The organism is Bradyrhizobium sp. SZCCHNR1098, assembly GCF_032489375.1.
Lineage (GTDB): Bacteria > Pseudomonadota > Alphaproteobacteria > Rhizobiales > Xanthobacteraceae > Bradyrhizobium.
In genome coordinates this window covers 127,704-152,996 of the sequence record NZ_JAUEXY010000014.1, presented here as the reverse complement: position 1 = coordinate 152,996, position 25,293 = coordinate 127,704, and the positions used below count along the sequence as shown (strand labels likewise).

At 65.5% G+C, this 25,293-nt stretch carries 24 protein-coding genes; 4 read left to right on the top strand and 20 right to left on the bottom strand.

Going from position 1 to position 25,293, the window contains the following annotated elements:
* Nucleotide 1 precedes the first annotated feature (1 nt).
* The 3 genes from QX135_RS26525 to QX135_RS26515 all read right to left on the bottom strand — a co-directional run bounded on the left by QX135_RS26525 (nt 2) and on the right by QX135_RS26515 (nt 4,000).
* A complete protein-coding gene (locus tag QX135_RS26525) occupies nt 2-625 on the bottom strand; it encodes a glutathione S-transferase family protein (protein WP_316180867.1) in 624 nt (207 codons plus the stop codon).
* 110 nt (nt 626-735) lie between these two features.
* Nucleotides 736-2,337, bottom strand: a complete 1,602-nt coding sequence (locus QX135_RS26520) for an FAD-binding protein (RefSeq protein ID WP_315798020.1) — start codon at nt 2,335-2,337, stop codon at nt 736-738.
* Nucleotide 2,338: 1 nt separating this feature from the next.
* Complete coding sequence (locus tag QX135_RS26515) at nt 2,339-4,000, bottom strand: acetolactate synthase large subunit (RefSeq protein WP_315798019.1); 1,662 nt, start codon at nt 3,998-4,000, stop codon at nt 2,339-2,341.
* A gap of 155 nt (nt 4,001-4,155) precedes the next feature.
* On the opposite strand from QX135_RS26515, the gene QX135_RS26510 reads away from it, so the two are divergent.
* Nucleotides 4,156-5,214 (top strand): LysR family transcriptional regulator, encoded by a 1,059-nt coding sequence (locus tag QX135_RS26510; RefSeq protein ID WP_316181012.1) that lies wholly within the window; start codon nt 4,156-4,158, stop codon nt 5,212-5,214.
* Nucleotides 5,215-5,236: 22 nt separating this feature from the next.
* Here the strand turns inward: QX135_RS26510 and QX135_RS26505 are convergent, their stop codons facing one another.
* The 13 genes from QX135_RS26505 to rpoZ all read right to left on the bottom strand — a co-directional run bounded on the left by QX135_RS26505 (nt 5,237) and on the right by rpoZ (nt 18,353).
* Entirely contained in the window at nt 5,237-5,647 is a 411-nt protein-coding gene (locus QX135_RS26505; RefSeq protein ID WP_316180871.1) for an ACT domain-containing protein, read from the bottom strand.
* A 9-nt stretch (nt 5,648-5,656) separates the two neighbouring features.
* Nucleotides 5,657-6,643: a glutathione S-transferase family protein gene (locus tag QX135_RS26500; RefSeq protein WP_315812804.1), complete on the bottom strand. Its 987-nt coding sequence runs from the start codon at nt 6,641-6,643 to the stop codon at nt 5,657-5,659.
* A gap of 151 nt (nt 6,644-6,794) precedes the next feature.
* Nucleotides 6,795-7,841: a DUF2278 family protein gene (locus tag QX135_RS26495; RefSeq protein ID WP_315812805.1), complete on the bottom strand. Its 1,047-nt coding sequence runs from the start codon at nt 7,839-7,841 to the stop codon at nt 6,795-6,797.
* A gap of 30 nt (nt 7,842-7,871) precedes the next feature.
* The gene (locus tag QX135_RS26490) at nt 7,872-9,620 is read right to left on the bottom strand and encodes a phospholipase D-like domain-containing protein (protein WP_315812806.1); all 1,749 of its coding nucleotides are present in this window, start codon (nt 9,618-9,620) and stop codon (nt 7,872-7,874) included.
* A gap of 294 nt (nt 9,621-9,914) precedes the next feature.
* Nucleotides 9,915-10,655 (bottom strand): DNA repair protein RecO, encoded by a 741-nt coding sequence (recO, locus tag QX135_RS26485; protein WP_315812807.1) that lies wholly within the window; start codon nt 10,653-10,655, stop codon nt 9,915-9,917.
* A 145-nt stretch (nt 10,656-10,800) separates the two neighbouring features.
* A complete protein-coding gene (locus tag QX135_RS26480) occupies nt 10,801-11,181 on the bottom strand; it encodes a hypothetical protein (protein WP_315798016.1) in 381 nt (126 codons plus the stop codon).
* A gap of 2 nt (nt 11,182-11,183) precedes the next feature.
* Nucleotides 11,184-12,110, bottom strand: a complete 927-nt coding sequence (gene era, locus QX135_RS26475) for a GTPase Era (protein WP_315798015.1) — start codon at nt 12,108-12,110, stop codon at nt 11,184-11,186.
* Nucleotides 12,100-13,167, bottom strand: a complete 1,068-nt coding sequence (gene rnc / locus QX135_RS26470) for a ribonuclease III (protein ID WP_315812808.1) — start codon at nt 13,165-13,167, stop codon at nt 12,100-12,102. Before rnc ends, era begins: the two co-directional genes overlap by 11 nt.
* Complete coding sequence (gene lepB, locus QX135_RS26465; RefSeq protein ID WP_315740255.1) at nt 13,164-13,925, bottom strand: signal peptidase I; 762 nt, start codon at nt 13,923-13,925, stop codon at nt 13,164-13,166. Before lepB ends, rnc begins: the two co-directional genes overlap by 4 nt.
* A 285-nt stretch (nt 13,926-14,210) precedes the next feature.
* Complete coding sequence (gene acpS, locus QX135_RS26460) at nt 14,211-14,630, bottom strand: holo-ACP synthase (RefSeq protein WP_315758597.1); 420 nt, start codon at nt 14,628-14,630, stop codon at nt 14,211-14,213.
* A complete protein-coding gene (locus tag QX135_RS26455; protein WP_315740257.1) occupies nt 14,627-15,409 on the bottom strand; it encodes a pyridoxine 5'-phosphate synthase in 783 nt (260 codons plus the stop codon). Before QX135_RS26455 ends, acpS begins: the two co-directional genes overlap by 4 nt.
* Before the next feature lie 81 nt (nt 15,410-15,490).
* Nucleotides 15,491-17,791 (bottom strand): bifunctional (p)ppGpp synthetase/guanosine-3',5'-bis(diphosphate) 3'-pyrophosphohydrolase, encoded by a 2,301-nt coding sequence (locus tag QX135_RS26450; protein ID WP_316180875.1) that lies wholly within the window; start codon nt 17,789-17,791, stop codon nt 15,491-15,493.
* Between the two features lie 169 nt (nt 17,792-17,960).
* Entirely contained in the window at nt 17,961-18,353 is a 393-nt protein-coding gene (rpoZ, locus tag QX135_RS26445) for a DNA-directed RNA polymerase subunit omega (protein WP_006612728.1), read from the bottom strand.
* Between the two features lie 347 nt (nt 18,354-18,700).
* Between rpoZ and QX135_RS26440 the strand changes: the two genes are divergently transcribed.
* Together QX135_RS26440 and QX135_RS26435 are read left to right on the top strand one after the other, a co-directional pair.
* Nucleotides 18,701-19,351, top strand: a complete 651-nt coding sequence (locus QX135_RS26440; RefSeq protein WP_315740259.1) for an NYN domain-containing protein — start codon at nt 18,701-18,703, stop codon at nt 19,349-19,351.
* Nucleotides 19,332-20,018: a uracil-DNA glycosylase gene (locus QX135_RS26435; RefSeq protein ID WP_315758600.1), complete on the top strand. Its 687-nt coding sequence runs from the start codon at nt 19,332-19,334 to the stop codon at nt 20,016-20,018. Before QX135_RS26440 ends, QX135_RS26435 begins: the two co-directional genes overlap by 20 nt.
* A gap of 17 nt (nt 20,019-20,035) precedes the next feature.
* Here the strand turns inward: QX135_RS26435 and QX135_RS26430 are convergent, their stop codons facing one another.
* The 4 genes from QX135_RS26430 to dapA all read right to left on the bottom strand — a co-directional run bounded on the left by QX135_RS26430 (nt 20,036) and on the right by dapA (nt 22,524).
* Entirely contained in the window at nt 20,036-20,620 is a 585-nt protein-coding gene (locus QX135_RS26430) for a peroxiredoxin (protein WP_316180878.1), read from the bottom strand.
* 56 nt (nt 20,621-20,676) lie between these two features.
* Nucleotides 20,677-21,150, bottom strand: coding sequence for an SsrA-binding protein SmpB (smpB, locus tag QX135_RS26425; protein ID WP_315711387.1), 474 nt, complete (start codon nt 21,148-21,150; stop codon nt 20,677-20,679).
* Nucleotides 21,150-21,566 (bottom strand): large conductance mechanosensitive channel protein MscL, encoded by a 417-nt coding sequence (gene mscL / locus QX135_RS26420; protein ID WP_315740262.1) that lies wholly within the window; start codon nt 21,564-21,566, stop codon nt 21,150-21,152. Before mscL ends, smpB begins: the two co-directional genes overlap by 1 nt.
* Nucleotides 21,567-21,633: 67 nt before the next feature.
* Complete coding sequence (gene dapA, locus QX135_RS26415) at nt 21,634-22,524, bottom strand: 4-hydroxy-tetrahydrodipicolinate synthase (RefSeq protein WP_316180879.1); 891 nt, start codon at nt 22,522-22,524, stop codon at nt 21,634-21,636.
* A 310-nt stretch (nt 22,525-22,834) separates the two neighbouring features.
* On the opposite strand from dapA, the gene QX135_RS26410 reads away from it, so the two are divergent.
* The gene (locus tag QX135_RS26410) at nt 22,835-25,186 is read left to right on the top strand and encodes a lytic transglycosylase domain-containing protein (protein ID WP_316180881.1); all 2,352 of its coding nucleotides are present in this window, start codon (nt 22,835-22,837) and stop codon (nt 25,184-25,186) included.
* The last annotated feature ends 107 nt before the right edge of the window (nt 25,187-25,293 follow it).

Genomic DNA, 25,293 nt, shown 5'->3' with positions numbered 1-25,293 from the left:
CTCAGGCCGCGACCGAGCGCTTCTCCGGCCACGGCTCGGCCCACGCCGGCAGCCGCATCAGGCCATCGAGCCAGCGCACGATGTTCGGAAACGACTCCATCGGCATCTCGGCCTCGCGCCAGTCGGTCGCCATCGAGGCCGCCGCGAAATCGGCGATGGTGAGCCTGTCGCAGGCGACGTGGCTGCGCGCCCGCAGATGCGCATCGAGCACGGCGGCGAAGGTCTTCAGGTTGGCGACCTTGCCGGCCAGCGCGGCGCGGTCGGGCGCACCAAGGCCGAACGTCTTGCGGACGATGTGCTCGAAATAGAACGGTCCGACCGCCGGCGCCCAATGGCAGTCGTTCCACGCCAGCCAGCGCAGCACCTCGATCTGCTCCTGCGGATCGCGCGCCGGCCACATGTCGCAGCTCTCGCGGATGCAGAGGTGCGCCATGATGGCGGTCGACTCCCACAGCACGGTGTCGCCGTCGACCAGCACCGGCGCCTTCATGTTGGGGTTGAGCGCGGCGAACTCCGGCGTCTTCAGGCCGCGGCTGATGTCGATGAACTCGGCGGGAACGCCGAGGTGCTTGACCAGCGCCAGCACGCGGCGCGGCGCCTGGGCCTTGATCCAGTAGATCTTCATGACGGGTCTCCATCTCCTGTGCCTTGAAGACGAACGTAGCAGCACCGGATCGACAGTGACGGAGCAAAAATTCAGCGGCGGTTCCGCCGACTCGTATGGTTCCCGTAGCGTCACATTGCGCGCACCGCCGCCCGTGCGGTGAGAATGCAACCCGGCAGGAACGTACCCTCCAGCGAACGCTTGCCCGACGCGCCGCCGCCGCCGAAGCCGGCCGCTTCGCCGACCGCATAGAGGCCGCCGATCGGCGCACCCGTGGTGTCGAGCACCCGGCTCTGCAGATCGGTCTTGAGGCCGCCGAGGCTCTTGCGGGTGATGAGTTGCATATGAATGGCGATGTAAGGCCCGGCGCCCGGCGCCTGCAGCGGCGCAGGCTTGCAGGTGCGGAGCTTGTCGGGCCCCCATTGCCGCGCGTGCAGGATGCGGCGCAACTGGTCGTCGTTGTGGAGCTTGTCGCCATTCCCAAAGTTCGCGTCGAAGGCGTCGGCGGTGGCCTGCAGCACCTCCGGCTTCACGTCGCCGGTGCCGGTCAGCGCATTCATCTTGGCGGCGAGACCGGCCAGCGTCTCGTCGACCAGGAAGTGCCGGCTCTCGCGCTGCATCTGCCTGACCAGGCGATGATTGCCGAACAGGGTCTCCTTGAGGAACATCGGCATCTGCCGGTCGCGGATGCGCGGATTGTGCTCGGCGCCGGAGATGGCGAACTCCTTGGCGGCGATGCGCCAGTTCAACAGATGCCACGTATACGGTTTCTCCTGCGCCGCGACGCGCTGGCACAGATCATGGGTGTCGAAGCCGGTCACCAGCGGCTCCGGGCCGATGCGCTCGCCGCGATGGTTGAGCCATAGCGCCGATTTGCACGGCACCAGCGACAGGCCATGGCCGTCGAAATGCGGAAACGGATGCGGGATGCCGGCGGCGTAGTTCCACATCTCGCCGGCATGCGTGATCTCGGCGCCGAGCGCCTCGGCCGCGTGGTGATGCAGTTTGCCGTCGGAGAACGGATGCGCGCCATTGAGCATCGCCTGCGGCAGCGGCCGGCGCTTCACCCAGTTGGCGCGGGCCTCCGCATGGCTGCCATTGAGGCCGCCCATCGCCAGCACTGTCAGCGGCCCGGCGATGCGGATTTCGGCGCCCGTCTCCTCGTTGACGGCGACCACGCCCGATACGGCGCCGGCAGCGCGATCGAGGCTGACGACGCAGTGACGGTGCAGCACCATCAGCCGGCCGCCGCTATCGGCCGCACGCATCGCCTCGATCATCACGCGCGTGAGCCGCTGCGAGGTGCCCCAGACGATGTGATAGCGCGGCAGCGCGTTGCCGTTGCCGTGCCGGCCGCGCTCGACCCAGTTCACCGCCGGCATGAACGTCACGCCGTGCGCCAGCAGCCAGTCGTAGACCTCGCTGCGCGAATGCGCGACGTAATAGCGGGCCCATTGCAGCGGCCAGTGTTCGGCGGCGTCGAGCTCGCCAAACCTGATCCAGTCGCGCAACGCGATCTCGGGCGTATCCGGGATCTTCATGCGCGCCTGCAACGGCGTGCCGACCAGCGCCATGCCCCCGAACGCCCACAACGCCAGCCCGCCGAACCGCTCGGGCGTGTCCCGGTCCACGATGGTCACCGACTTGCCGGCGCGCAGTGCCTCCAGCGCGGTGACGATGCCGGCGAGACCGCCGCCGGCGATGACGACATCGGATTGCAGCGTCGCGCTCATGTCACGGCGCGATCTTGCGCTTGAGCATCCGCGCCACCGGCAGCGGGACGCGGTCGAGCGATCCCAGGAGGTGCGGCAAAAGCTTCAGCTTGAGGCCGGTCAGCGCCGGCGGCACCATGGCCTCGATCAGATGCGGCCCCGGCCGCGCCAGCGCCCCCTGCAACGCGGTGGTGAATTCGTCCGGCGTGCTGACGCGGGTCGCGCGCACGCCCATGCCGTCGGCGATCTGCGCGAGCTTGAGGACCGGTCCGTGAAGGTCGAGCTGCGCCCGCGCCTTCGGTCCGATCTCCTCGGCGCCGACCCGCTCCAGCTCGACGTTGAGCACCGAGTAGGACGCATTGTTGAAGATCACGGCGGTGATGTTGAGCCGCTCGCGCGCGATCGTCCACAACGACTGGATCGTGTACATCGAGCTGCCGTCGCCGATCAGCGCGATCACCGGCCGGTCCGGACAGGCGATCGCCGCCCCGATCGCATTCGGCAGCCCCTGCCCGATGGCGCCGCCGGTCAAGGTGATCAGATCGTGGCGCGGCGCGCCCGCGGTGAATTTCGACAGCATCAGGCCGGAGCTGATCGCCTCGTCGACGATGATGGCGTTCTCGGGCAGGAGATGACCCACCGCCTTGCAGACCTTTTCCGCGGTGAGCTTCTTGCCGCGCGGACGCCCGGGCCGCGAGGCCGGCGACAACGCCGGCGTGGCGCGCCCGGCCTCCAGGGCGGCGGCAAGCCTGGTCAGGCTGCACGCGGCGTGCTGCGCCGGCGTCGACAAGGTCAGCACCTTGCAGCCGTCATGCGGCAGATAGCTCTTCTTGCCGGGATAGGCGAAGAACGACACCGGCGCCTTGGCGTCGACCAGGATCAGCGTGTCGATCTCCTTGAGCTGGACCTGCGCCATCTCGGCGAGATAGGCGATGCGCTCGACGGCCGGCAGGCCCGCTCCACGCTGCATGCGCGTCGGAAAGGTTTCGGCGTAGACCTTCACACCGCAGGCCGCGGCGATGCGCGCGGCCGCCAGCAGCGATTCCTCGTGCAGCGCCGTACCACCGAGCAGAAGCGCGCTGCGGCCGCCCGCCTTGATCGCCGCGGCGACGGCCTGCACGGCGGAATCGTCAGCGGGCGCCGGCGGCTCGATCACCGGCGCCGGCTCGGCGACGCCGCCCTCACCCCAGGACACGTCGGCCGGCAGGATCAGCGTCGCGACCTGTCCGGGCCAGGAGCACGCCGCCTTCACGGCCGCCACCGCGTCGCGGCACAGCTCCGATGTCACCTGTGAGGTCCAGACGAATTCCGGCGAGACGTTGCGCGCGACGGTCTCGATATCGGACTGGAGCTGCGCGTCATAAGGGACATGATAAGTGGCGTGGTCGCCGACGATGTTGACGACGGGCACCTTGCCCTTGCGCGCATTGTGCAGATTGGCGAGGCCGTTGCCGAGGCCGCAACCGAGATGCAGCAGCGTTGCCGCGGGCGTGCCGGTCATCCGGGCGTAGCCGTCCGCCGCACCGGTCGCCACCCCTTCGAACAGGCACAGCACGGCGCGCATCTCCGGCGCGGAGTCCAGCGCGGCGACGAAATGCATCTCGGAGGTGCCAGGATTGGTGAAGCAGACCCGAATGCCGGAATTGACCAGGGTCCGTATCAGAGCTTGTGCGCCGTTGGGCATGAGAAAAGCCTGTTGCGGGGAAACTGCCGCAGCTCGGGGCGACTTGGCCGGCCCCGCCATGGCATTTCCCCTGTTTATATTTGCGCCATTTTGGAATTGACGGTCTCAGAAATCCAATGAATTGTTATGGCTTGATCAATGACTTCGGTGCATCGATGTACACTCCCACCCTGCGCCAGCTGCAGCAGTTAGTCTACCTCGCGGAAGAGCGGCATTTCGCCCGGGCGGCCCAGCGCGCCCACGTCACGCAGTCGGCGCTGAGCCGCAGCTTGCAGACCCTGGAGGACGCCGCCGGGATGCGGCTGTTCGACCGCAGCTCGCGCTCGGTGGAGATCACACCGGTCGGCGAGCGACTGGTGGCGCGGGCCCGCTCGCTCCTGTCGAGCGCAGACGACCTTGGCCGCGAGATGCGCCTGCTGCGCTCGGGAGATGCCGGCGAGGTGACGGTGGGCGTCGGCGCGTTCACCGGGCTGACGCTTCTGCCGGATGCCATGGCGCGGCTGTATTCGGAGCACCCGTCCGTGCGCATCATCGTGGTGCAGGACAATTGGCGCGCCCTGATGGAGGTGCTGCAGCAAGGAAAGCTCGATTTCTTCCTCGCGCACATCACCGACATCCGCGCCGACGACAGCCTCGACATCGAGCCGCTCGGCGGCCTTCCAGGACACTTTTACTGTCGGGCAACTCATCCGTTGGCGCGCCGACGGGAGCTTTCGGCACGCGAACTCGCCGGCCAGCACTTCGCCTCCGTTGCGCTGCCACCGGAATTCAGCAGGCGCCTGGAAGCGCTCATCGCTGCGCCGGAGGGCCGCGGTTTCGACGTCGCGCTCGAATCCGAGAACGCGAGCCTGCTGATTCAAATGGCCGTTCGCTCCGACATCGTGCTCGTCGCCGGCGATGCCGTGCTCACCCATGAGCTGGCCTCCGGGCAGTTGGTCCGCCTGAACGTGGCCGAACTGAAAGAGCCGCGCGCGTCGGACCTGCTGATGGCGCAGTTCGGCATCCTGCGGCTGAAGGGACGGACCCTATCGCCCGCAGCGATGATGCTGATGGACCTGGTGCGCGCGCAAGCTGCGCGAACGCTGACCGGACCACGCCGGCCGCCAGCTCCCCGCGCCGCACGTGACACGCATCGGTCTCGACCCGTCCCACGCAAGAAGCCGAGCACAACCGGACGCAGCCAATCGCGTCATCCCACCAGGGGCAAAGCCTGACTCGGTCGCCGGCCTTGCGCAATCATCTGCTGGCCGCGCTGCGGGACAGCTCCTGCAGAAGCCGCATCGCCTGCTCTCCCTGCGCTTCCGGGACGAACAGGTGATCATGATGAAAGGCCGAGACAGCGTTGACGCTGATTCCCGCCCCTGCGAGGCAGGTCGTGACCGCGGCGAGGAAGCCGACCGCATCGAGCGCTGATAGCACCGACAGCGTGATCAGGCGCGCGACGAACTGATACGGCAGCCCGACCTGCTCGGCGTCCTCGCGCCGGACGATCAGCGTGATCCCTTCGCGCTCTCGAAACAGCATCAACGGCGTCAGCTCGACCGGGACGTCGTGATGCGTATCGACAGTGCAGAACACGAATACGCCGTCCTGCAGCTCGGGAGCCATCGTGCGCAGCAGCGTATCGAGGTTGGGTTCGCCCGCCATGGATCCTCGTCAGTTCGCCGCCAGGCGCTCGCGCCCATGCGGCACGGTGAAATCCTGCAGCGGCCCGACCGGGACGATGCCGGTCGGGTTGATGGTGCGATGGCTCTCGTAGTAGTGCCGCTTGATGTGCTCAAAATTCACTGTCGCGGCAATCCCCGGCCATTGGTAGAGATCGCGCGTGTAGGCTGAAAGATGCGGATAGTCGGCGATGCGGCGGATGTTGCACTTGAAGTGGCCGACATAGACGGCATCGAAGCGGATCAGGGTCGTGAACAGCCGGATGTCGGCCTCGGTCATGGTGTCGCCGAGCAAGAAGCGGCGGGTCGACAGCCGCTCCTCCAGCCAGTCGAGCGTGGCGAACAGCGGGCCGATCGCCTCCTCATAGGCGGATTGCGTGGTCGCGAAGCCGCATTTGTAGACGCCGTTGTTCAGCGTATCGTAGACGCGCGCATTGATGGCGTCGATCTCATCGCGCTGGGCTCGCGGATAATAGTCACCTTGCCTGGCGCCGACGCCGTCGAACGCCGAGTTCAGCATGCGGATGATCTCTGATGACTCGTTGTTGACGATGGTGCGGTTTTGCTTGTCCCAGAGCACGGGCACGGTGACGCGGCCGGAATAATGCGGCTCCGCGGCGGTGTAGACCTGATGCAGAAGGCCGGCGTGATTGACGCTGTCGGCCACGACGCCCGGACCCTCGGCAAACGTCCAGCCCTGCTCGCGCATCAGCCAGTGCACGACCGATACCGAAATCATGTCATCGAGCCCCTTCAGCGCGCGCATGATCAGGGTGCGGTGAGCCCACGGGCAGGCCAGGCTCACATAGAGATGATAGCGGCCCGCTTCGGCCTCGAAGCCGTCGGTACCGGACGGGCCCGGACGGCCGTCAGCCGTGACGAAGCTTCGGAACGCCGAATCCTTGCGGATGAAACGGCCGCCGGACGCCGCCGTGTCGTACCAGACGTCGTGCCATCGGCCGTCGACCAGGACTCCCATGACGCTCTCCTCTCACACCGTGGCCTGGGCGGAGGGCGGCAATGTGCCGCCCTTTTGCCTTGGTCCCTCGCATGACAGGAGTACACATCACTCCGCCGCTGCGCCAGCGGAGAGCCCGCGCTTCAAGGCACGGCTCCGCCGAAACACGCGGTCACGACTGGAACGGGATGGTGCGGCCCGGCTGCGCCGCCTGTTCCCGCGTATAGGAGACGCCGTGCACCTTCACGCCCGCGGCATTCAACAGGGTGATGATTCCGCCGCGGTTCGACAGCGCGACCGGCGCGACGATGGGCACCACCAAGGTGGCGCCGCGCGCGATCGTGCCGCTCAGTTGCATGGCGTTCTTCTGCCTGTCCTTGATCTGCCAGCCAGTGAGATCGACGTCGACATCGGCGGTGTTCAGCAGCGTGACCGTCTCGTGCTCCGGCGTTCGCACGTCGTTGACGTAGGCCGCGATGATCCGCACCAGCCCATCGGGCACGTCGAGCGGCGGAATGTGGTCACGGTCGGGAGGCGTATGCGGCGCGTTCGGGTGATCGGGATCGGGCGGAAGGATGACCCTTCCGCTGGCATCGTCCGAATGCCAGGCCTGGGTCTGGAATTTCAGGAAGACGGCGACCCATTGCTGCTGGTCGGGAAACTCGAAGAGCAGTCCGCCATCCTGCCAGGGACCGTTGTCCTTGGCGTATTTGCCGGGCGGATTGCCCTGGTTGAAATGGATGTCGTGGATGCCGCGGCCTGGCTTGAAGCCGAAATAGCGGTCGGCCTTGTCCTCCGGTCCCCATGCGACGCCGAAGGCATAGATGAGAGCCGTCTCGTCCGACATGGCGCGCTGAACGTAGGCGTCGATCTTCTCGTTGAGATCGTTGTCGGGACCCGCAGCCGACAGCGGCAGCGGCTTCAGCTCCCATGGCTGCATCAGATTGCCCCGGATGAAATCGAGTGCCACGCCGCCGGGCTTGCTCTCCAGCGGATGCAGCCCTTCCGAAAACGCCTTCAGGCCATCGACGATCGGATGTTCGAAGCGCGAGCGGACCAGGAATTCGACCTCGCTGCCATCCTGGGAGCGGACATTGATGGCGATGCGATAGAGCTCACCATCGGCAGAGACCTGCACCTGATAGTGCGGACTGCTTCCCGTCGCCAGACGATTGTTGATGGGCCGACCCTTGAGAAGCGAATAGTCGTTCAATGGCATGGTCGTCTCCAAACCTGTCCGTAACGATATCTAGGACGAGAACAGCAATCGATCGCGTTCGGCCTGCGACCCCTCGACATAGAAGCGCTCGAACCAGGCCGGCTTGCCGGACAATGCGGTCGGCTTGCGCAGCGTGATCGCGGCAGGCGCGGATGCAGCGCGCTGCCGCTCGGACTTGCCGTGGAACGCGTCGCGCATCCGGTTGCGAAACTGCAGGTGATCGAACACGCGGGTGGCCTCGATCGCATAGGAGGTGGCGATCTTTCGGTCCTCGATCATGATGAGATGGTCGCCGTTGCCCTTCTCGCCGCTCGGCGAGAAGTTGCTCGATCCGGTGAACACTTTCGCGGTCGGCAGGCTGAAATCGGTCACCAGGAACTTGTGATGGATGTTACGGCCCTTGCCGCCGGACCATTCGCTGCGGAACGGCTCCGGCGCCTTGCTCGCGAGATAGGCGAAATCGACGAGACCGATCGAGCCGTCGGGCTTGCGCAGCTCCAGGGCGCCGCGCTTGTCGACGGTACCGTAGCTGAAGATCGGCCGCTCCATCACGCGGTCGAACGCCTCCTTGGTCGGACCGTCACCGAGCTGGCTCAGAAATGCGACCGAGTAGAACACCGACGAGGTGGCCTGATCGATCGCGGCCCGGATCGGATTGAGCGAGAGATCAGTGGCCTGATGCGGTGAGAAGCAGAGCTGTACGGTCGGCTTTCCCTCGGTGTGGACGGCGTGCCACTTCTTGGAAAAATCATTCGTCCGGAAGGCCGAGGGGTCCTCGAAGGCGATGTCGAACATCTCGCCGAACAGCCCGGCGACGTCCTGCGAATGAAAAACCAGCATGTTGTTGGCCTGAATATAGAGGCCGCGGAAGGTGAAATTGGTCGAGCCGCACAGCACCTTCTCGGGCTTGCCGTTGCGGCGCGTGATCAGGACCTTGTTGTGCTGGAGATTGCTGAAATGCGTGCGCAGCACGGCAGCACCCGCCTGCTTGAAGCGTTTGGCGCTGCGCGATTCCGCGCTGCCGGGCAGCTTGTGGCTGTTATCCTTGGCGTTGGAGTCGTCGATGATCGCGCGCAGCCGCGGGCCGAACTGCTCCAGCAGGCCGATCACGTCGGGCTCATTGAGGTCATAGGCCATCACGTCGAGCGTGAGCCCGGGATCCGCCAGGGCCTCTTTCAAGAAGCTGAACAGGAGGTCGTAGGCCTCGAACCCCAGCCACTCGTAGACGCTGTCGCCGGCCTCGTTGGCGAGGTCGAGCTTCTCGAAGCTCGGCCCGTCGCGGCTCTCGACGGGGATGATCTCGGCATTGTTGCCGAACTGATCGCGATAGGCCTGAGACGAGGCGAAGTTGCGGGTGAAACCGATGTCGATGAGGCCATCATAGGTCACGGCGCTCTGCGTGATGTCGAGCGAGAGGCTGGTCCCTGCCACGAGCGTGCCGTCGTTGCGCATGTGCTGCTTGGCGACGCGATACGTATAGACTCCGTCCTTGGGCCGGTAAGGAAAATGGATCCAGCGGAATTTCTGGAACGGCGCCTCGGTCGACGGGAAATTCCGGTTGCCGTCGACCTCCGCGCCGGCCCCGGCCGGATAGGAAAACGCGATCCTGTTGCGCAACTGGGAAAAATCCCGCGCGCCCGGCGACTTCACCTCGATCGAGAATCCGACCAGATCGGGTTCGGGCTCGGCGACGTCGAAGCCGATCATCGTCATGCGCTCTCCACGCCACAGCTTGGACGTGAACCCGTTGCTGGATTTGCTGTTCTCGAAATCGCTCATGATCGAAATGCCCCACGGTGATGAAAAAAGGCGCGCACGAAACGCATCTCGCCGAAGGGCTACAATCTTCGCCATGAGCCGCGGACGACGCAACCTCAAAATGATGTGAAACTGGTCATCAACCAGGATTGTTGCATGATCCTACGTCGGTCATGTGAAGGCGGATGTGAATGACGTCACAGTCGGAGACGGTATCCGGATCAGCTTTGCCGTGATGCCGGCGCGTGTGTCGTCAGTCTCGACGTTGGCGAACAAGCGCGAGGGCACATGACGACGAGCGTCGAAAACCGAGGCCTATCGCGGGGCGGGCCTAGCCCGCGTCACGGCGTTGATGAAGCCCTCGCGGGCGTCGGAATGCCCCTGCCCGCGCGGCTCCAACACGTGACGCAGCAGGAACAGGCCGGTCAGCCGGAAACCGTCGAGCAGATCCTGCTGCGACCAGCCATGGCCCTGGTCGCTCTCGCGCAGGAAGGGCGGCAACGGCAGCAGCCGGTCGGCCCATGGCGCGCCGGCCGTGCGCGACACCGCGCCGCCCGACTTCGGGGATACGTAGATCAGGTCCGAGGTCTCACCGGTCGCAGCGCAGGAGTCGAGATCGAGCCCGAAGCCGAGTTCGGCGAGGATCGCCAGCTCGAAGCGTACGATGTGGACGGCGGCGCCACCCGCATCCTCGAAATCATCGAGCGCATGTTCGAGCCGCAGATACATCTCCTCGTGCGGATCGCGCTCCGGCAACAGCCGGGCCAGCGAGGCAAGATGCGTCACGCCGTAGGCGCCGTGTTGCGCGGAGATCAGCCCCGCCGCCCGCAAGGTCAGCGCGTCGATGGCGTACATGCCGAGATGCTCGTCGAGCCGCGCGCGCCAGATCGCGCGCACCGTGTTGCCCGGCTGCAGCACCGGCCGCATGCGCTTGCCGCTCGCCCCGCGCACGAGACCGAGATGCCTGCCATGTTCGCGGGTCAGCAACTCGACGACGGCCGAGGATTCGCCGTGCCGCCGCACGCCCAGCACGATGCCATCGTCGGTCCATTCCATGAAGCGAGCGGTCCCTCGGCAAACACCGTCATTGCGAGCGAAGCGAAAGCATCCGGCACAGCGCAGGACGTCCGGATCGCGTCACGCGCGAGGCGTCGCGCGCGGTCGCAAATTCCGCATGATCGGCGGCATCAGCCCAGCCGTGTCACGCGTTGAACCAGCCGCGCGCATCGCCCGTGAACGAGTAGTACAATCCCATCGTCGTCAGCGCGCAGGAGATGACCTCGATGCCGGCGTCGAGCGTCATGCCCTTCTGACCAATCACCTGCACCAGGAAGATGTCGGACAGCACCAGCGCCGCCAGCAGCACCCAGCGCGGCCAGTTCTTGCGGCGCTCCGCCGCCAGATAGACGAAATAGAACAGCAGCAGGATGACCACCCCGTTGAGCACGGTCTGCGCGGTGATCATGTCCTCGGTTATGTCGAAGGTCGGCGTCCGGTCCGAGACGGCAACAGACAACGCATCCAGCATCAGCGAGATGTAGAGCAGCACTTCGAACCACAACACGTTGCGCGGCACGCTCATTGTCATTCCCTGGGGAACTCGAGCCCCATTTCCCGGTAGCGGTCGGGATCGTCGCCCCAGTTCTCGCGGACCTTCACGAACAGGAACAGGTGCACCGGCACACCGGTGATCTCTGAGATTTCCTTGCGCGACTGCGCGCCGATCGACTTGATCGTCGCGCCGCCCTTGCCGAGCACGATCTTGCGCTGGCTGTCCCGCTCCACGAAGATCGTCTGCTCGATCCGGATCGAACCGTCCTTGCGCTCGGTCCAGCTGTCGGTCTCGACGGTGGACTGATACGGCAGCTCCTGATGCAGATGCGAATAGATCTTCTCGCGGGTGATCTCGGCCGCGAGGTGCCGCATCGGCGCGTCCGACATCTGGTCCTCGGGATAGTGGAACGGACCGGGAGGCACCATCTCCGCCAAGGCCCGCCTGAGATCGTCGACTCCGTCGCCCGAGATCGCCGAGATCATGAAGGTGCGCGCGAAGGACAGCTTCTCGTTGGCAGCCGCGACCAGCGCCAGCAGCTTCTCGCGCGGCACCAGGTCGACCTTGTTGATCACCAGGATCTTCTCGTGCGCGACCGCGGCCGCCTTGTCGATGATGGACTGCGCCTCGTCGTCGATGCCCTTCTTGGCATCGAGCAGCACGCAGACGACATCGGCGTCGTGCGCGCCGCTCCAGGCCGTCGTGACCATGGCGCGGTCCAGCCTGCGCTTCGGCGCGAAAATTCCGGGGGTATCGACCAGGATGATCTGAGACGCGCCTTCGATGACGATGCCGCGGATCAGCGCTCGCGTCGTCTGCACCTTGCGCGAGACGATCGTGACCTTGGAGCCGACCAGCGCGTTGACGAGCGTCGATTTGCCGACGTTGGGCGCGCCGATCAGCGCAACGAAACCGCAGCGGGTCTGGACAGACGGCACTGATTGCTGTTCAGCCGTCATTGCTGCCGCCGCTGACGCCTTCGCGCTCGATCATGACCGATGCCGCCACCTTTTCTGCCGCCCGCTTGGAGCCACCGACGCCTTCAGCGGGCTCCAGGCCCGGCAGATCGACGGCGACGCGGAACTGCGGATCGTGATGCGGTCCGGTGCGCTCGACCTCCCGGTACACCGGGGTCGGCAGGCCCTTGCCCTGGGCCCATTCCTGCAGCACCGTCTTCGGATCGCGCAGCGGGCGCCGCGGCTTGTGCATGCGCTCGGTCCAGTTGCGCTCGACGAATCCCGCGGCGGCCGCGTAGCCACCGTCGAGGAAGATCGCGCCGATCACCGCCTCGCAGACGTCGCCCAGCACCGACTTGCGCAACCGCGCCCCGGCGCCGGCGCCGACCGCGCCGAGCTTGATGTCGTCGAGCAGGCCGAGCGACTTGGCAACGTCGGCGCAGCTCTCCTTGCGCACGAGATCGGCCAGCCGCTTCGACAATTCGCCCTCGTCGGCGCTCGGAAACGAGCGGTACAGCATGTCGGACACGATCAGGCCGAGCACGTGGTCGCCGAGGAATTCGAGCCGCTGATAGCTGTCGCCACGCTTCTTGGACGACTTCAGCGCCGAGACGTGGGTGAAGGCGGTGCTAAGCAGTGACGGATCGGCGAAGTGATGACCGATGCGCGCCTCGATCGCGGCATTGGCGGCCTTGTCCGCGGCCTTGGCGCCCTTGGCCGCGCCGATTCCCGCGCTTTTGGTGCGGCGACTGCCCTTCGCCTTGCTGCGCGGCTTGCCGTCGGGATCGGTCTCGGCAACAAGCTGGGCCGTGTCCGCCGCGTCCGGGCTCGCGATCGCCGATTCGGACTCGACGGTCTTCGTATCCGTCTTGAAGCTCGGCTTCGGATCAGTCTTGGAATCGGTCTTCGACTCGATCTTGGGCTCGCTCTTCTGCTCAGGCTTGATCTCGGACCTCGGCCGCGACGCGGCCTTGGGCGTCGCCTCCAGCGCACCCGTGCCGGGTTGCGGGCTCGATGCGGCAGCCTGCGTCGTCTGGATTTCGGGTGAGTCGTCGATCATCGGACGAATTTGAAGATTCGATTCCAGCGCACCGATACCGGCCAGCGCCAGAACGCCCAGGCATGCTCGCCTTCGGCAATGGAAAAGAAGATCAGCTGCGCGCGGCCGACGATGTTCTCGAACGGCACGTAGCCGACCTGGCTGAGGAAGCGGCTGTCGGTCGAGTTGTCGCGGTTGTCGCCCATCATGAAGAAGTTGCCGGCCGGCACGGTATACACCGCGGTGTTGTCGACATAGCCGTTGTCGACGCAGTCGAGCGTCTCGTAGCTGACGCCGTTCGGCAGGGTCTCCTTCCAGCGCTTGACGCGCGCGGTCGAGTCGGGCTGCCCGCAGGGATCCTCGCCGATGAAATCGGAGAGCCGCTCGCGCTGCACCGGCTTGTCGTTGACGTAGAGCAGCCCTTCGCGCACCTGGATGCGGTCGCCAGGCAGGCCGATCACGCGCTTGATGTAGTCGGTGGTGTCGTCCTTGGGCAGACGAAACACGACGATGTCGCCGCGGCTCGGCTCCGAGCCGAACATGCGGCCCGAGAACAGCGGCGGCGACAGCGGAATCGAGTAGTGGCTATAGCCGTACGAATATTTCGATACGAACAGATAGTCGCCGACCAGCAGGGTCGCCTTCATCGATCCGGAGGGGATGTTGAACGGCTGGAATAGGAAGGTGCGGATCACCAGCGCAATCAGTAGCGCATGAACGACGACGCGAACGGTTTCACCGAGGCCGCTCTCAGTCTTGGTTCCGGAGGTCACGCTCATCGCTCTTTCAATGTCCCTTGGCGAATGGTCCGACGATTCGCCAGCCGTTGCCGAACACCCCTCCGCCCGCGAACACCATACCGTTCCGCGGCTTAAGGGAGTCTGTCCTGATTCTGGTGGTTAAGGCCAACTCCGGTTTGACCCAGAATCCGCCCGTGATGCAGCCGGTTCAATCCGGCGGGTTTTAGACGACTGCGCGGGGCCGCGCAATCAATCGCCGTATCAAAACTATATAACTCGCTGGAATCGATCGCATTTTTGTTTTTCCTGCGGGGCGGCCGCCCATCAGGATGTCTCGCGGCGCACCGCCGAAATTATGACGAAGGCTTGCGCCAGCGGCCAGTCGTCGGTGATCGACAGGTCGATGCGGGCCTCGTGGCCCTCAGGCGTCAGCGCCTTGAGCCGTTCGGCCGCGCCACCCGTAAGCTGCATGGTCGGCCTGCCCCCGGGCAGATTCACCACCCCCATGTCACGCCACCACACCCCGTGACGGATTCCGGTGCCGAGCGCCTTGGCGCAGGCCTCCTTGGCGGCGAATCGCTTGGCGTAGGTGGCGATCACCATCTTCTCGTTCTTGGCCCGCCGCTCGGCCTTGGCGCGCTCGGCCGCGGTGAAGATGCGGTTCAGGAAGCGCTCGCCATGGCGCCCGATGACCTCGCCGACCCGGCGGATGTCGATCAGGTCGGAGCCGATGCCGATGATCATGCTGATGTCCCCAGCCGCGCGCGGCCGCGATCCATCGCCGCGCGCATGGTCCGCACCGACTGGGGCAAACCCACGAACAGCGCCTCGCCCATCATGAAGTAGCCGATGTTGAGCTCGACGATCTCCGGCAGGGTCGCGATCCGCTCGGCGGTGGCATAGTCGAGCCCGTGTCCGGCATGGACCTCGAGCCCGGCCGCATAGGCCAGCCGGGCGCCGGTCACGATCCGCTCCCACTCGGCAGCCGCCTTGTCATCATGGCCGTCGGTGATGGCATCGCACCAGCCGCCGGTGTGGATCTCGATCACGGGCGCGCGCAACCGGGCCGCCATCTCGATCTGCGCCGGGTCGGCGGCGATGAACAGCGAGACCCGGATGCCGGCATCGCTCAGCCGGGCGATCGCCGGTGCCAGCGCCTTGTGCTGGCCGACCACGTCGAGGCCGCCCTCCGTGGTCAGCTCCTCGCGCCGCTCCGGCACCAGACAGCAGGCGTGCGGCCGCGTCGCGAGCGCGATCCGCACCATCTCCTCGGTGGCCGCCATCTCGAAATTCAGCGGCTTGGAGATCTCGGCCTTCAGCCGCGCCATGTCGTCGTCGCGGATGTGCCGGCGGTCCTCGCGCAGATGCGCCGTGATGCCGTCGGCCCCGGCCTCGATCGCGAGCAGCGCGGCGCGCACCGGATCGGGGCTACGGCCGCCGCGGGCATTTCGCAAGGTGGCGATGTGATCGACGTTGACGCCGAGGCGCAGCTTCGGAGGATGTGACTTAGACGGATCGGACATGGGCCGGCTCGCAGGACTTTCGAGTAGACTACGGCTTGTTTAGCGCATCCCGGAGCAGAACGCCGCTGCCATCCCCGCAGATTAGCCATTCACCCGGTCGACCCGCGCCACGATGGTCTTGGCGCGCAACTGGTTGATGATCGCCGAGAGATGCTTGAGGTCATAGACCTCGAGATCGATCGTGAGTTCGGTGAAATCAGGCGAGCGGCGGCTCATGCTGATGTTGTCGATGTTGCCGTCGTGCTCGGCGATCACGGTCGCGACCTGGGCGAGGCTGCCGGGCTCGTTGACGTTCTCGACGCGAATGCGCGCCGGGAAGCGCTGCGGGGAGGTCTCGTCGACATCCCAGCGCACGTCGAGCCAGCGCTCCGGCTCCTCCTCGAAATCCTTCAGCGCCGGCGACTGGATCGGATAGATCGTGATCCCCTCGCCCGGCGTCACGATGCCGACGATGCGGTCGCCCGGCACGGCGCCACCGTTCGGCGCGAACTTCACCGGCAGGCCGGAATTGAGCCCGCTGATCGGGATCGCAAACGGGCCGCGGTGGGGCTCGGCCGCAGGCGCAGCAGCCTTGGCTGCCGGCGCGGCGGCCGTCTTCTTGGCGCCGTAGCGCACGACGCGCTCTTCCTTGTAGTCCGGATACATCGCACGCGCGACGTCGGAGGCCTTGATCTCGCCACGTCCGACCGCCGCCATCACGTCGTCGATCGAGGCGCGGGCCAGGCGCGGCAACGCCCCTTTCAGCTTGTCGTCGGCATATTCGAGCTTGGTGCGCTCGAACAGACGCTCGACGATGCGGCGGCCGAGCCCGGCATATTGATCGCGCACGGCGGTGCGGGTGGCGCGCCGGATCGCCGCGCGGGCCTTGCCGGTGACGGCGAGCGTCTCCCAGGCCGAGGGCGGCGCCGACTGCGCGTCCGAGGTCAGGACCTCGACCTCGTCGCCGTTCTGCAGCTCCGACGACAGCGCGGCGAACTTGCCGTTGATCTTGCAGCCGACCGCGCTGTTGCCGACGTCGGTATGCACGGCATAGGCGAAGTCGATCACGTTTGCGTGGCGCGGCAGCGCGATCAGCTTTCCCTTCGGCGTGAAGCAGAACACCTGATCGTGAAACAGCTCCAGCTTGGTGTGCTCGAGGAACTCCTCCGGATTTGCGCTCTCCGAGAGGATGCCGATGGTGTGGCGCAGCCACGCGAATGCGTTCGATTCGCGTTTGAGCCGTTCGGTCGGCGAGCCGATGTCGTCCTTGTAGAAGGCATGGGCGGCGATGCCGAGCTCGGCGATCTGATCCATGTCCTCGGTGCGGATCTGCAGCTCGACGCGCTGCTTGCCCGGGCCGATCACGGTTGTGTGTATCGAGCGATAGTCGTTCTGCTTCGGCGTCGAGATGTAGTCCTTGAAACGGCCCGGCACGACCGGCCAGGTCGTATGCACGATACCGAGCGCACGATAGCAGGATTCGAGATCCGGCATGATCACGCGGAAGCCGAAGATGTCGGAGAGCTGCTCGAACCCGATCGATTTGCGCTCCATCTTGGTCCAGATCGAGAACGGCCGTTTGCGGCGGCCAAACACCCGGGCCGTCAGGCCATGGTCGCGAAACTTGCGCGCCAGCTGGCTCTCGATTTCGCCGATCAGATTGCGGTTGCGCTCCGCCAGCGCATCGAGCCGCTGCATCACCACGCAGTAGGCCTGCGGGTCGAGCGTCCGGAACGAGAGATCCTCGAGTTCCTCGCGCATCTCCTGCATGCCCATCCGGCCCGCCAGCGGCGCATAGATGTCGAGCGTCTCCTCGGCGATGCGCCGGCGCGACGCCTCGGGCACGAACTCCAGCGTGCGCATGTTGTGCAAGCGATCCGCGAGCTTGACCAGCAGGACACGCACGTCGTCGGCGATGGCGAGCAGCAGCTTGCGCAGGTTCTCGGCCTGCTTGGCCTCGCGCGAGACCAATTCAAGCCGCTTCAGCTTGGTCAGTCCCTCGACCAGAGCGCCGATCTCGGGCCCGAAGAAGCGGTCGATCTCGGCGCGGGTCGCCTCGGTGTCCTCGATCGTGTCGTGCAGCAGCGCCGCGACGATGGTCGCGTCATCCAGCTTCAGGTCGGTCAAAATGGCCGCGACCTCGAGCGGATGCGTAAAATACGGGTCGCCGGACGCGCGGGTCTGCGACCCATGCGCCTTCATGGCGTACACATAGGCGCGGTTGAGGAGATCCTCGTTCGTATCCGGATTGTAGGAGCGGACCCGTTCCACCAGATCGTACTGCCGCATCATGCGGGAGCGCGGCTTCTGCGGCCGCGGCCGCTCAGCCGGCGGCGGAGGCGCCAACGCGGCCGATTCGGCCGCCGCCTGCATCTGCTGAGGAATGTGGCCCGAAACCACCATGGAAAATGACTAAACCTTTATCTTCGTGACCAAATCTGCCGGACGGCAGGCGCTGGCCGCAGCCCTATGGTAATCACGGAATCACGTTCAAATGCAAAGGCCCGGACGCGGTCCGGGCCTTCACAATCTCACAAGTGAACTGGAGCGCGCGCTGACGGCGACGAGGCCGTCACTCGTCCTCTTCGGGCTGCTCTTCCGGCGGAGCGAGGCCCTCGAGGCCCTTCAGCAGTTCTTCCTCGGTCATGCGCTCGACGGCGACCTCGGTGTCGTCGGCATCGACGCTGGCACCGGCCGAGCCGATCAGCGGCACCGTGTCCGGCTCCGGCTCGTCGACCTCGACGAACTTCTGCAGCGAATGAACCAGTTCTTCCTTCAGATCCTCGGGAGAAATGGTCGAATCCGCAATTTCGCGGAGTGCGACGACGGGATTCTTGTCATTATCTCTATCGATTGTAAGTTGTGATCCCGACGAGATCATGCGCGCGCGATGCGCGGCCAGAAGGACCAGGTCGAACCGGTTGTCGACTTTATCGATACAATCTTCCACAGTGACGCGCGCCATTGTCGCTCCGGTCCTTTGTGTGCTTAATATGCTGATTATGCTGGGCTAGTTATAGAGGCTGGCCGGTTTTCGCAAGGCTAAACTGGCGTCAGGTTTCTGTAAGGGGCAAGGTGTACCGAATTCGGCAACCTTGACTGGCGCTCCGTCCAGACCCGCGGAATTCGGGCGTTGGACAAGAAAACGCTTCATTACGTCGTCACAAGTGCGCCTTTGTTGCCCCGATCACTCCCGTTTGCGGTAACCTCACACCAGATGGACCGCCGACGCCTTGGCAGTATCTTGAAATGGAATGCGCGACCGACTGGAGTCGCGCCAAAAATAGAATCTAACTGAACGCGAGACACTGAATGTCATCTTCGACCAACAAGATTGCGCTCTTCATTGACGGCGCCAACCTATACGCCACGGCCAAGACGCTCGGCTTCGACATCGACTACAAGCGCCTGCTCAAGGAATTTCAGAGCCGCGGCACGCTGCTCCGCGCGTTCTATTACACTGCGATCATCGAGGATCAGGAGTATTCGTCGATTCGGCCCTTGATCGACTGGCTCGACTACAATGGCTATACGGTCGTCACCAAGGCGACCAAGGAATTCATCGACGCCAGCGGCCGCCGCAAGGTCAAGGGCAACATGGACATCGAGCTCGCCGTGGATGCGATGGAACTCGCCGAGCATATCGACCAGATGGTGCTGTTCTCGGGCGACGGCGACTTCCGCTCGCTGGTCGAAGCGATGCAGCGTCGCGGCGTTCGCGTCACCGTGATCTCGACCATCTCCAGCCAGCCGCCGATGATCGCCGATGAGCTGCGCCGCCAGGCCGACGTCTTCACCGACCTCATGGAGTTGCAGTCCAAGCTCGGCCGCGACCCGTCGGAGCGCCCCGCCCCGCGCGAGCCGCGCCACCATTCCCCGCAATTCCTCCAGCGCAGCACGACCGCACCGGCCGCACGCACCACCACGACCACCCCCACCACCGATGACGATTTCGACGACTAGGCGGCGGACGGACGCCACGTCTGCGCCATCCACCCCGTCCTCGACCAATCCCGATCGAGACTGTCCGCTGTGCCCTCGCCTCGTGGAGTTCCGCGAGGCGCAGCGCGCGCGTGAGCCGTCGTGGTTCAACGCGCCGGTGCCGTCGTTCGGTGATCCCGATGCGCGGCTCCTGATCGTCGGGCTCGCGCCGGGGCTGCAAGGCGCCAACCGGACCGGGCGTCCCTTCACGGGCGACTACGCCGGCGAGCTGCTCTATGGGACGCTGCTGCACTACGGATTTGCGAAAGGCCGGTTCGAAGCTCGCCCCGACGACGGGCTGACGCTGGTGGACTGTCGAATCAGCAACGCGGTCCGCTGCGTGCCGCCACAGAACAAGCCGCTGCCGGCCGAGATCAACCAGTGCCGGAGCTTCCTCGGCGCCACCATCGCCGCGATGCCGCGGCTGCGCAGCATCGTCGCGCTCGGCCGCATCTCCCACGACACGCTGCTGAAGCTGCTGGGCTTGCGCGCGGTCGCGGCGCCGTTCGCCCATGGCGCCGTGCACCAGGCCGGCAGGATCAGGCTGTACGACAGCTATCACTGCTCACGCTACAACACGAATACCGGCGTGCTCACGACCGAGATGTTCCACGCCGTGTTCGCGCGCGTAAAGGCGGAGCTGGATTAGTTCGGCACGCCCCACCCTCACGCGCCAGATGCGCGGTTGTCCTTCAGCCACGCCAGCACGTCGCCCGCGTTCCTGTCCGGCGGAAACACCGGGTAGAACACGTGGGTGATGCGCGCGGCGTCCACGATCATGGCAAGCCGCTTGATCATGGTCAGCCCCACGATCTCCATCGTCGGCAACCGCAGTGCATTGGTCAGCTCGAGCTTCTCGTCCGACAGCACCGGAAACGGCAGGTGCAGGCGCGAGGCCATCTCGGTCTGATAGGCATTGCTCTGCGTCGACAGACCGAACACATGCATGGCGCCCGCTGATTTCAACTCGCCGAACAGGTCGCGGAAGCTGCAGGTCTGCGGCGTGCAGCCGCGCGCGCCCGGGATCATGTCCCAGTCCTCGACCAGTGACACCTTGCCAGGCTCGCCGGTCCGCGGATAGGCAAACACCACGGTCCGTCCCGGCAGATCCGACAGCGTGACCAGCGTGTCGTCGGTGGCACGCAGCCCGATCGCGGGAATGATCATTCCGACCAGATGATCGGCTGCGCCGTCGTCGGTCGGAGCCGGAATCCGGCTCCAGTCGACATCCAAGAGGTTCTTCTGATTCATCGGATGCTTTCCCAAGGCTCGGGCGTGCCGCCGAGGAGCGCACGGCAAAGGTCTCGTTAGCCGCGCGCCCGCAGCAGGCGCCCCTTCTCGCGGCCCCAATCGCGCTTCTTCTCGCTCTCGCGCTTGTCGTGCAGCTTCTTGCCCTTGGCGACGGCGAGCAGCAGCTTGGCGCGGCCGCGCTCGTTGAAATAGAGCTTCAGCGGGATCAGCGTCATGCCTTCGCGCTCGACCGCACCCATCAGCTTGTTGATCTGCTTGCGATGCAGCAGCAGCTTGCGCGGCCGCTTCGGCTCGTGATTGAAGCGGTTGGCCTGCAGATATTCGGGAATGTTGGCGTTGATCAGCCAGATCTCGCCGTTACGCGAATCCGCATAGGATTCCGCGATCGTCGACTTGCCGCCGCGGACCGACTTCACCTCGGTGCCGGTCAGCGCGATGCCGGCCTCGATGGTGTCCTCGATCGCGTAGTTGAACCGCGCCTTGCGATTCTCGGCGGCGACCGTGATCTTGGGTTCGTTCTTTTCAGCCATCAGGACTTTTTCAGGAGATCACGGATCTCGGTCAACAGCTCGACCTCGGCCGAGGGCTTCGCCGGCGCCGCGGGGGCTGCCGCTTCGTTCCGCTTCAACCTGTTTATCACACGGATGATCATGAACAGCACGAAAGCGATGATGAAGAAGTTCAGGGTCAAGGTCAGGAACTGTCCATAGGCCAGCACGGCACCCTGCTTCTTCGCGTCCGCAAGGTTGCCCGCATTGACCGTCTTGGACAGCGGGATGAAGTAGTTCGAGAAATCGAGGCCGCCGGTGATGGCGCCGATGATCGGCATGATGACATCGGCGACGAGCGAGGTGACGATGGCGCCGAAGGCCGCGCCGATGATGACGCCGACGGCGAGGTCGACGACGTTGCCCTTCATCGCGAATTCACGGAATTCCTTCAACATGCTCGCGTCCCCCTCAGACTTGCGAGAAATCCTCGCGACCTTCGCCGATCCCGAGCTCCCTCGGAACCTAGTTGATCAGTCCGGCATGAACCATCGCCTCGCGCACCGCGACCCGGGTCGGCTCCGACACCGGCACCATCGGCAACCGCAGCTTCTCCTCGATCTTGCCGAGCAGCGACAGCGCGTATTTCACCGGCGCCGGGTTGGACTCGATGAACAAATTGGTGTGCAGCGGCATCAGCTTGTCGTGGATCTTCAGCGCCGTTGCGACATCGCCCTTCTGCCAGGCCTTGTGGAATTCCGAGCACAGCCGCGGCGCGACATTCGACGTGACGGAGATGCAGCCATGGCCGCCATGCGCCATGTAGCCGATGATCGTTGCATCCTCGCCCGAGAGCTGGTTGAACTCCTCGCCCATCGCGGCGCGCTGCTGCGACACCCGTACCATGCTCGCGGTGGCATCCTTCACGCCGGCGATGTTCTTCAGCTCGAACAGGCGCTTCATGGTGTCGACGGACATGTCGATCACCGAGCGCGGAGGAATATTGTAGATGATGATCGGAATGCCGATCGCATCGTTGATCGCCTTGAAGTGCTGATACAGGCCTTCCTGCGTCGGCTTGTTGTAATAGGGCGTCACCACCAGCACTGCGTCAGCCCCAGCCTTCTCGGCGTGCTGGGCGAGCTCGACCGCCTCCTTGGTCGAATTGGAGCCGGCGCCGGCGACGACGGGCACGCGTCCCCGGGCCTCGGCGATGCACCACTCGACCACCTGCTTATGCTCGTCATGGCTGAGCGTCGGGCTCTCGCCGGTCGTGCCGACCGGCACGAGGCCGTTGGTGCCCTCGTCGATCTGCCAGTTCACCAGGCTGCGAAAAGCGGCCTCGTCCACGGACCCGTTCTTGAAAGGAGTGACCAAGGCGGTGAAAGAACCCCGGAAATTCGTCTTGGCTGCCATGAAACTCCCTCCCAAACGCCGTTTGGCCCCTGTACGAGCCACTTCATACCGGGTCTGCCGACGAGGCGGAAGGCCCGCCCGCGGTTGGGCTGCCTTCTCAACGGGCACACGGATCGCTCGAATCGCATTGCCGAGGCCCGCGATCACCCTTCGCTGAAGCCCCACGGCCCGCACGCCGCCCTTCGGTCGTGATTTCGCCGCGGTGTTGGCGCAGGTTGCAGTCCTTCCCGGTATATTTAGGATTTGTTCACCTTTTCGATAGACCCATGTTGGTCAGGGGATCGAAGTCATCCGCCGCAAAAGGAACGCCGTGCCCTTTTCTGCCCGCGCCACTGCATTGCGATCGACCGCCCTGTCGGTGTCACTCTCGGTGTCCTTGGCCGCCGGCCTGACACTCGGATGGGCTCTCGCCGGACATAGCGCTCTCGCCAAGGACCAGGCTGCTGGGTCCAAGGTTTCGGGATCCAAGGCTCCCGCGGCCAAGGTTCCGGTGCCGAAGGCGCGTCCGATCGCGCGCAGCGCGGTTCCGAAGACGAATACCCACGAGGCCGCCGGGACCAAGAGCGAGGTCGACGCGCGGGCCGAAGCGAAGGCCGAGGTCAAGAGCAGCCCCAAAGGCGCCGGCGAGACGCCGCGCGCGGCGCCGAGGGACATCACCCCCGGCGCGGCGGCTGCGAGCCTGCCGGCCCGCCAGCATGCCGCCCTGCCCGTCTCCCGCAAGCCTGTGGTGCCGGCTGCGATCGCCGCGACGTCCTCGACCTCGCAATCCGACAAGGAGGCGCTCGAAAACGTGATCGAGCTCGTCCGCAAGCGCAAGCCCAGCGATGCCACCGAGGTCGTGCAGGCGATCTCGGATCCCGTGGCGCGCAAGCTCGCGGAGTGGGTGATCCTGCGCAGCGACAACAACAATGCCAGCGTGGAGCGCTACCGCGCGTTCATCGCCGCCAACCCGTCCTGGCCGTCGCAGACCTTCCTGCGGCGCCGGCTCGAGGCCGCGTTGTGGGACGACAAGCGCGACGATGCCGTGGTGCGGTCCTGGTTCGAGAACGAATCGCCGCTGTCGGCCAAGGGCAAGTTCGCGCTGGCCCGGGTGATGCTCAATCGCGGCGACCGCGCCAATGCCGAGCGCCTGGTGCGCGATGCCTGGCGCAACGACGCGATGTCCGAGGAGACCGAGAACAACATCCTGGACCAGTACGGTGCCCTGTTGTCCGGCGGCGATCACAAGGCGCGGATGGACACGCTGCTGTATGGCAGCGAGCACGAGGCCGCCATGCGCGCTGCCCGGCGGCTTGGCTCGGGCCACGTGGCGCTGGCAAAAGCACGAATCGCGACCTACCGCAAAGCCTCCAATAGCCAGAGCCTGCTCGAAGCCGTGCCGCGCGAACTCCACGGCGATGCAGGCTATATCTTCAGCCGCATCCAACTGCTGCGGCGCGACGAAAAATTCGCCGAGGCGGCGCAGCTGATGCTGAACGCGCCCAAGGATCCCGGCCGCCTGCACAATCTGGACGAATGGTGGATCGAACGCCGCCTGCTGGCGCGAAAGATGATCGACACCGGCGAATATCGCAGCGCCTATCTGATCGCGCGGGATGCGGCGCTGCCGAACCGCGACATCTACAAGACCGAGCAGGAATTCACTGCCGGCTGGATCGCACTGCGTTTCCTCAACGATCCGGCCACCGCGGCCCAGCACTTTGCGCGCATCGGCGTCGGCAGCGTCAATCCGACCACCCTGGCGCGGGCCGGCTATTGGCAGGGCCGCGCGGCAGAAGCGATGGGGCGCATGCAGGAGGCGCGCGCGGCCTATACGTCGGCCGCCGAGCAGTCCACGAGCTATTACGGACAGCTGGCGCGCGCGAAGCTCGGCCTGCCGCAGCTCGGCCTCAATGCGGCGCCGAGCGGACGCGGACGCGGCGTCGAGCGGCTCGAGGTGGTGCGCGCGGTGCAGCTGCTCTACGAGCTCGACGAGGGCGAGGTCGCGATCCCGATCTTCGCTGACATGGGCGACAATGGCGACCCCGACGTGCTGGTCGGACTCGCGGAAATCGCCGCGCGAAACAGCGATGCGCGAGCGATGCTGCTGGTCGGCAAGGCCGCACTCAATCGCGGGCTGCCGTTCGACCATTACGCCTATCCGGTCACGGGCATTCCTGCGTTCCGCTCGCTGGGACCGGAGGTCGAGCCGAGCGTGGTCTTCTCGATCGCGCGCCAGGAGAGCGCCTTCAACCAGGCCGTGGTCTCGCCGGCACAGGCCTATGGGCTGATGCAGGTCACGCCGGATGCGGGTCGCTACGTCTGCAAGCGCGCGGGCGTCAGCTTCGATCTGAACCGGATGAAGACCGACCCGGTCTACAACGCGCAGCTCGGCGCCGCCGAGCTCGGCGGCCTGCTCGAGGACTATCGCGGCTCGTACATCATGACCTTCGCGGCCTACAATGCCGGCCGCGGCAGCGTCAGAAAATGGGTCGAGCGCTATGGCGATCCGCGCGATCCCAAGGTCGATGCCGTCGACTGGGTCGAACTGATCCCCTTCTCGGAGACCCGCAACTACGTGCAGCGGGTGATGGAGAACCTGCAGGTCTATCGCGCCCGCTTCGGCGGCGGCTCGCGGCTGCAGATCGAGGCCGATCTGCGCCGCGGCGCTGTGGTGGAGTAGCGAGTAGCGAGTAGCGAGTAGCGAGTAGCGAGTAGCGAGTAGCGAGTAGCGAGTAGCGAGTAGCGAGTAGCGAAGCCTGGGCTCCGCTCCGTCGTCAACTGCTATTC

Coding starts and splice junctions, on each gene's coding strand:
- QX135_RS26525 (WP_316180867.1), bottom strand. CDS start 625: ATGAAGATCTACTGGATCAAGGCCCAGGCGCCGCGCCGCGTGCTGGCG.
- QX135_RS26520 (WP_315798020.1), bottom strand. CDS start 2,337: ATGAGCGCGACGCTGCAATCCGATGTCGTCATCGCCGGCGGCGGTCTC.
- QX135_RS26515 (WP_315798019.1), bottom strand. CDS start 4,000: ATGCCCAACGGCGCACAAGCTCTGATACGGACCCTGGTCAATTCCGGC.
- QX135_RS26510 (WP_316181012.1), top strand. CDS start 4,156: ATGTACACTCCCACCCTGCGCCAGCTGCAGCAGTTAGTCTACCTCGCG.
- QX135_RS26505 (WP_316180871.1), bottom strand. CDS start 5,647: ATGGCGGGCGAACCCAACCTCGATACGCTGCTGCGCACGATGGCTCCC.
- QX135_RS26500 (WP_315812804.1), bottom strand. CDS start 6,643: ATGGGAGTCCTGGTCGACGGCCGATGGCACGACGTCTGGTACGACACG.
- QX135_RS26495 (WP_315812805.1), bottom strand. CDS start 7,841: ATGCCATTGAACGACTATTCGCTTCTCAAGGGTCGGCCCATCAACAAT.
- QX135_RS26490 (WP_315812806.1), bottom strand. CDS start 9,620: ATGAGCGATTTCGAGAACAGCAAATCCAGCAACGGGTTCACGTCCAAG.
- recO (WP_315812807.1), bottom strand. CDS start 10,655: ATGGAATGGACCGACGATGGCATCGTGCTGGGCGTGCGGCGGCACGGC.
- QX135_RS26480 (WP_315798016.1), bottom strand. CDS start 11,181: ATGAGCGTGCCGCGCAACGTGTTGTGGTTCGAAGTGCTGCTCTACATC.
- era (WP_315798015.1), bottom strand. CDS start 12,110: ATGACGGCTGAACAGCAATCAGTGCCGTCTGTCCAGACCCGCTGCGGT.
- rnc (WP_315812808.1), bottom strand. CDS start 13,167: ATGATCGACGACTCACCCGAAATCCAGACGACGCAGGCTGCCGCATCG.
- lepB (WP_315740255.1), bottom strand. CDS start 13,925: ATGAGCGTGACCTCCGGAACCAAGACTGAGAGCGGCCTCGGTGAAACC.
- acpS (WP_315758597.1), bottom strand. CDS start 14,630: ATGATCATCGGCATCGGCTCCGACCTGATCGACATCCGCCGGGTCGGC.
- QX135_RS26455 (WP_315740257.1), bottom strand. CDS start 15,409: ATGTCCGATCCGTCTAAGTCACATCCTCCGAAGCTGCGCCTCGGCGTC.
- QX135_RS26450 (WP_316180875.1), bottom strand. CDS start 17,791: ATGGTGGTTTCGGGCCACATTCCTCAGCAGATGCAGGCGGCGGCCGAA.
- rpoZ (WP_006612728.1), bottom strand. CDS start 18,353: ATGGCGCGCGTCACTGTGGAAGATTGTATCGATAAAGTCGACAACCGG.
- QX135_RS26440 (WP_315740259.1), top strand. CDS start 18,701: ATGTCATCTTCGACCAACAAGATTGCGCTCTTCATTGACGGCGCCAAC.
- QX135_RS26435 (WP_315758600.1), top strand. CDS start 19,332: ATGACGATTTCGACGACTAGGCGGCGGACGGACGCCACGTCTGCGCCA.
- QX135_RS26430 (WP_316180878.1), bottom strand. CDS start 20,620: ATGAATCAGAAGAACCTCTTGGATGTCGACTGGAGCCGGATTCCGGCT.
- smpB (WP_315711387.1), bottom strand. CDS start 21,150: ATGGCTGAAAAGAACGAACCCAAGATCACGGTCGCCGCCGAGAATCGC.
- mscL (WP_315740262.1), bottom strand. CDS start 21,566: ATGTTGAAGGAATTCCGTGAATTCGCGATGAAGGGCAACGTCGTCGAC.
- dapA (WP_316180879.1), bottom strand. CDS start 22,524: ATGGCAGCCAAGACGAATTTCCGGGGTTCTTTCACCGCCTTGGTCACT.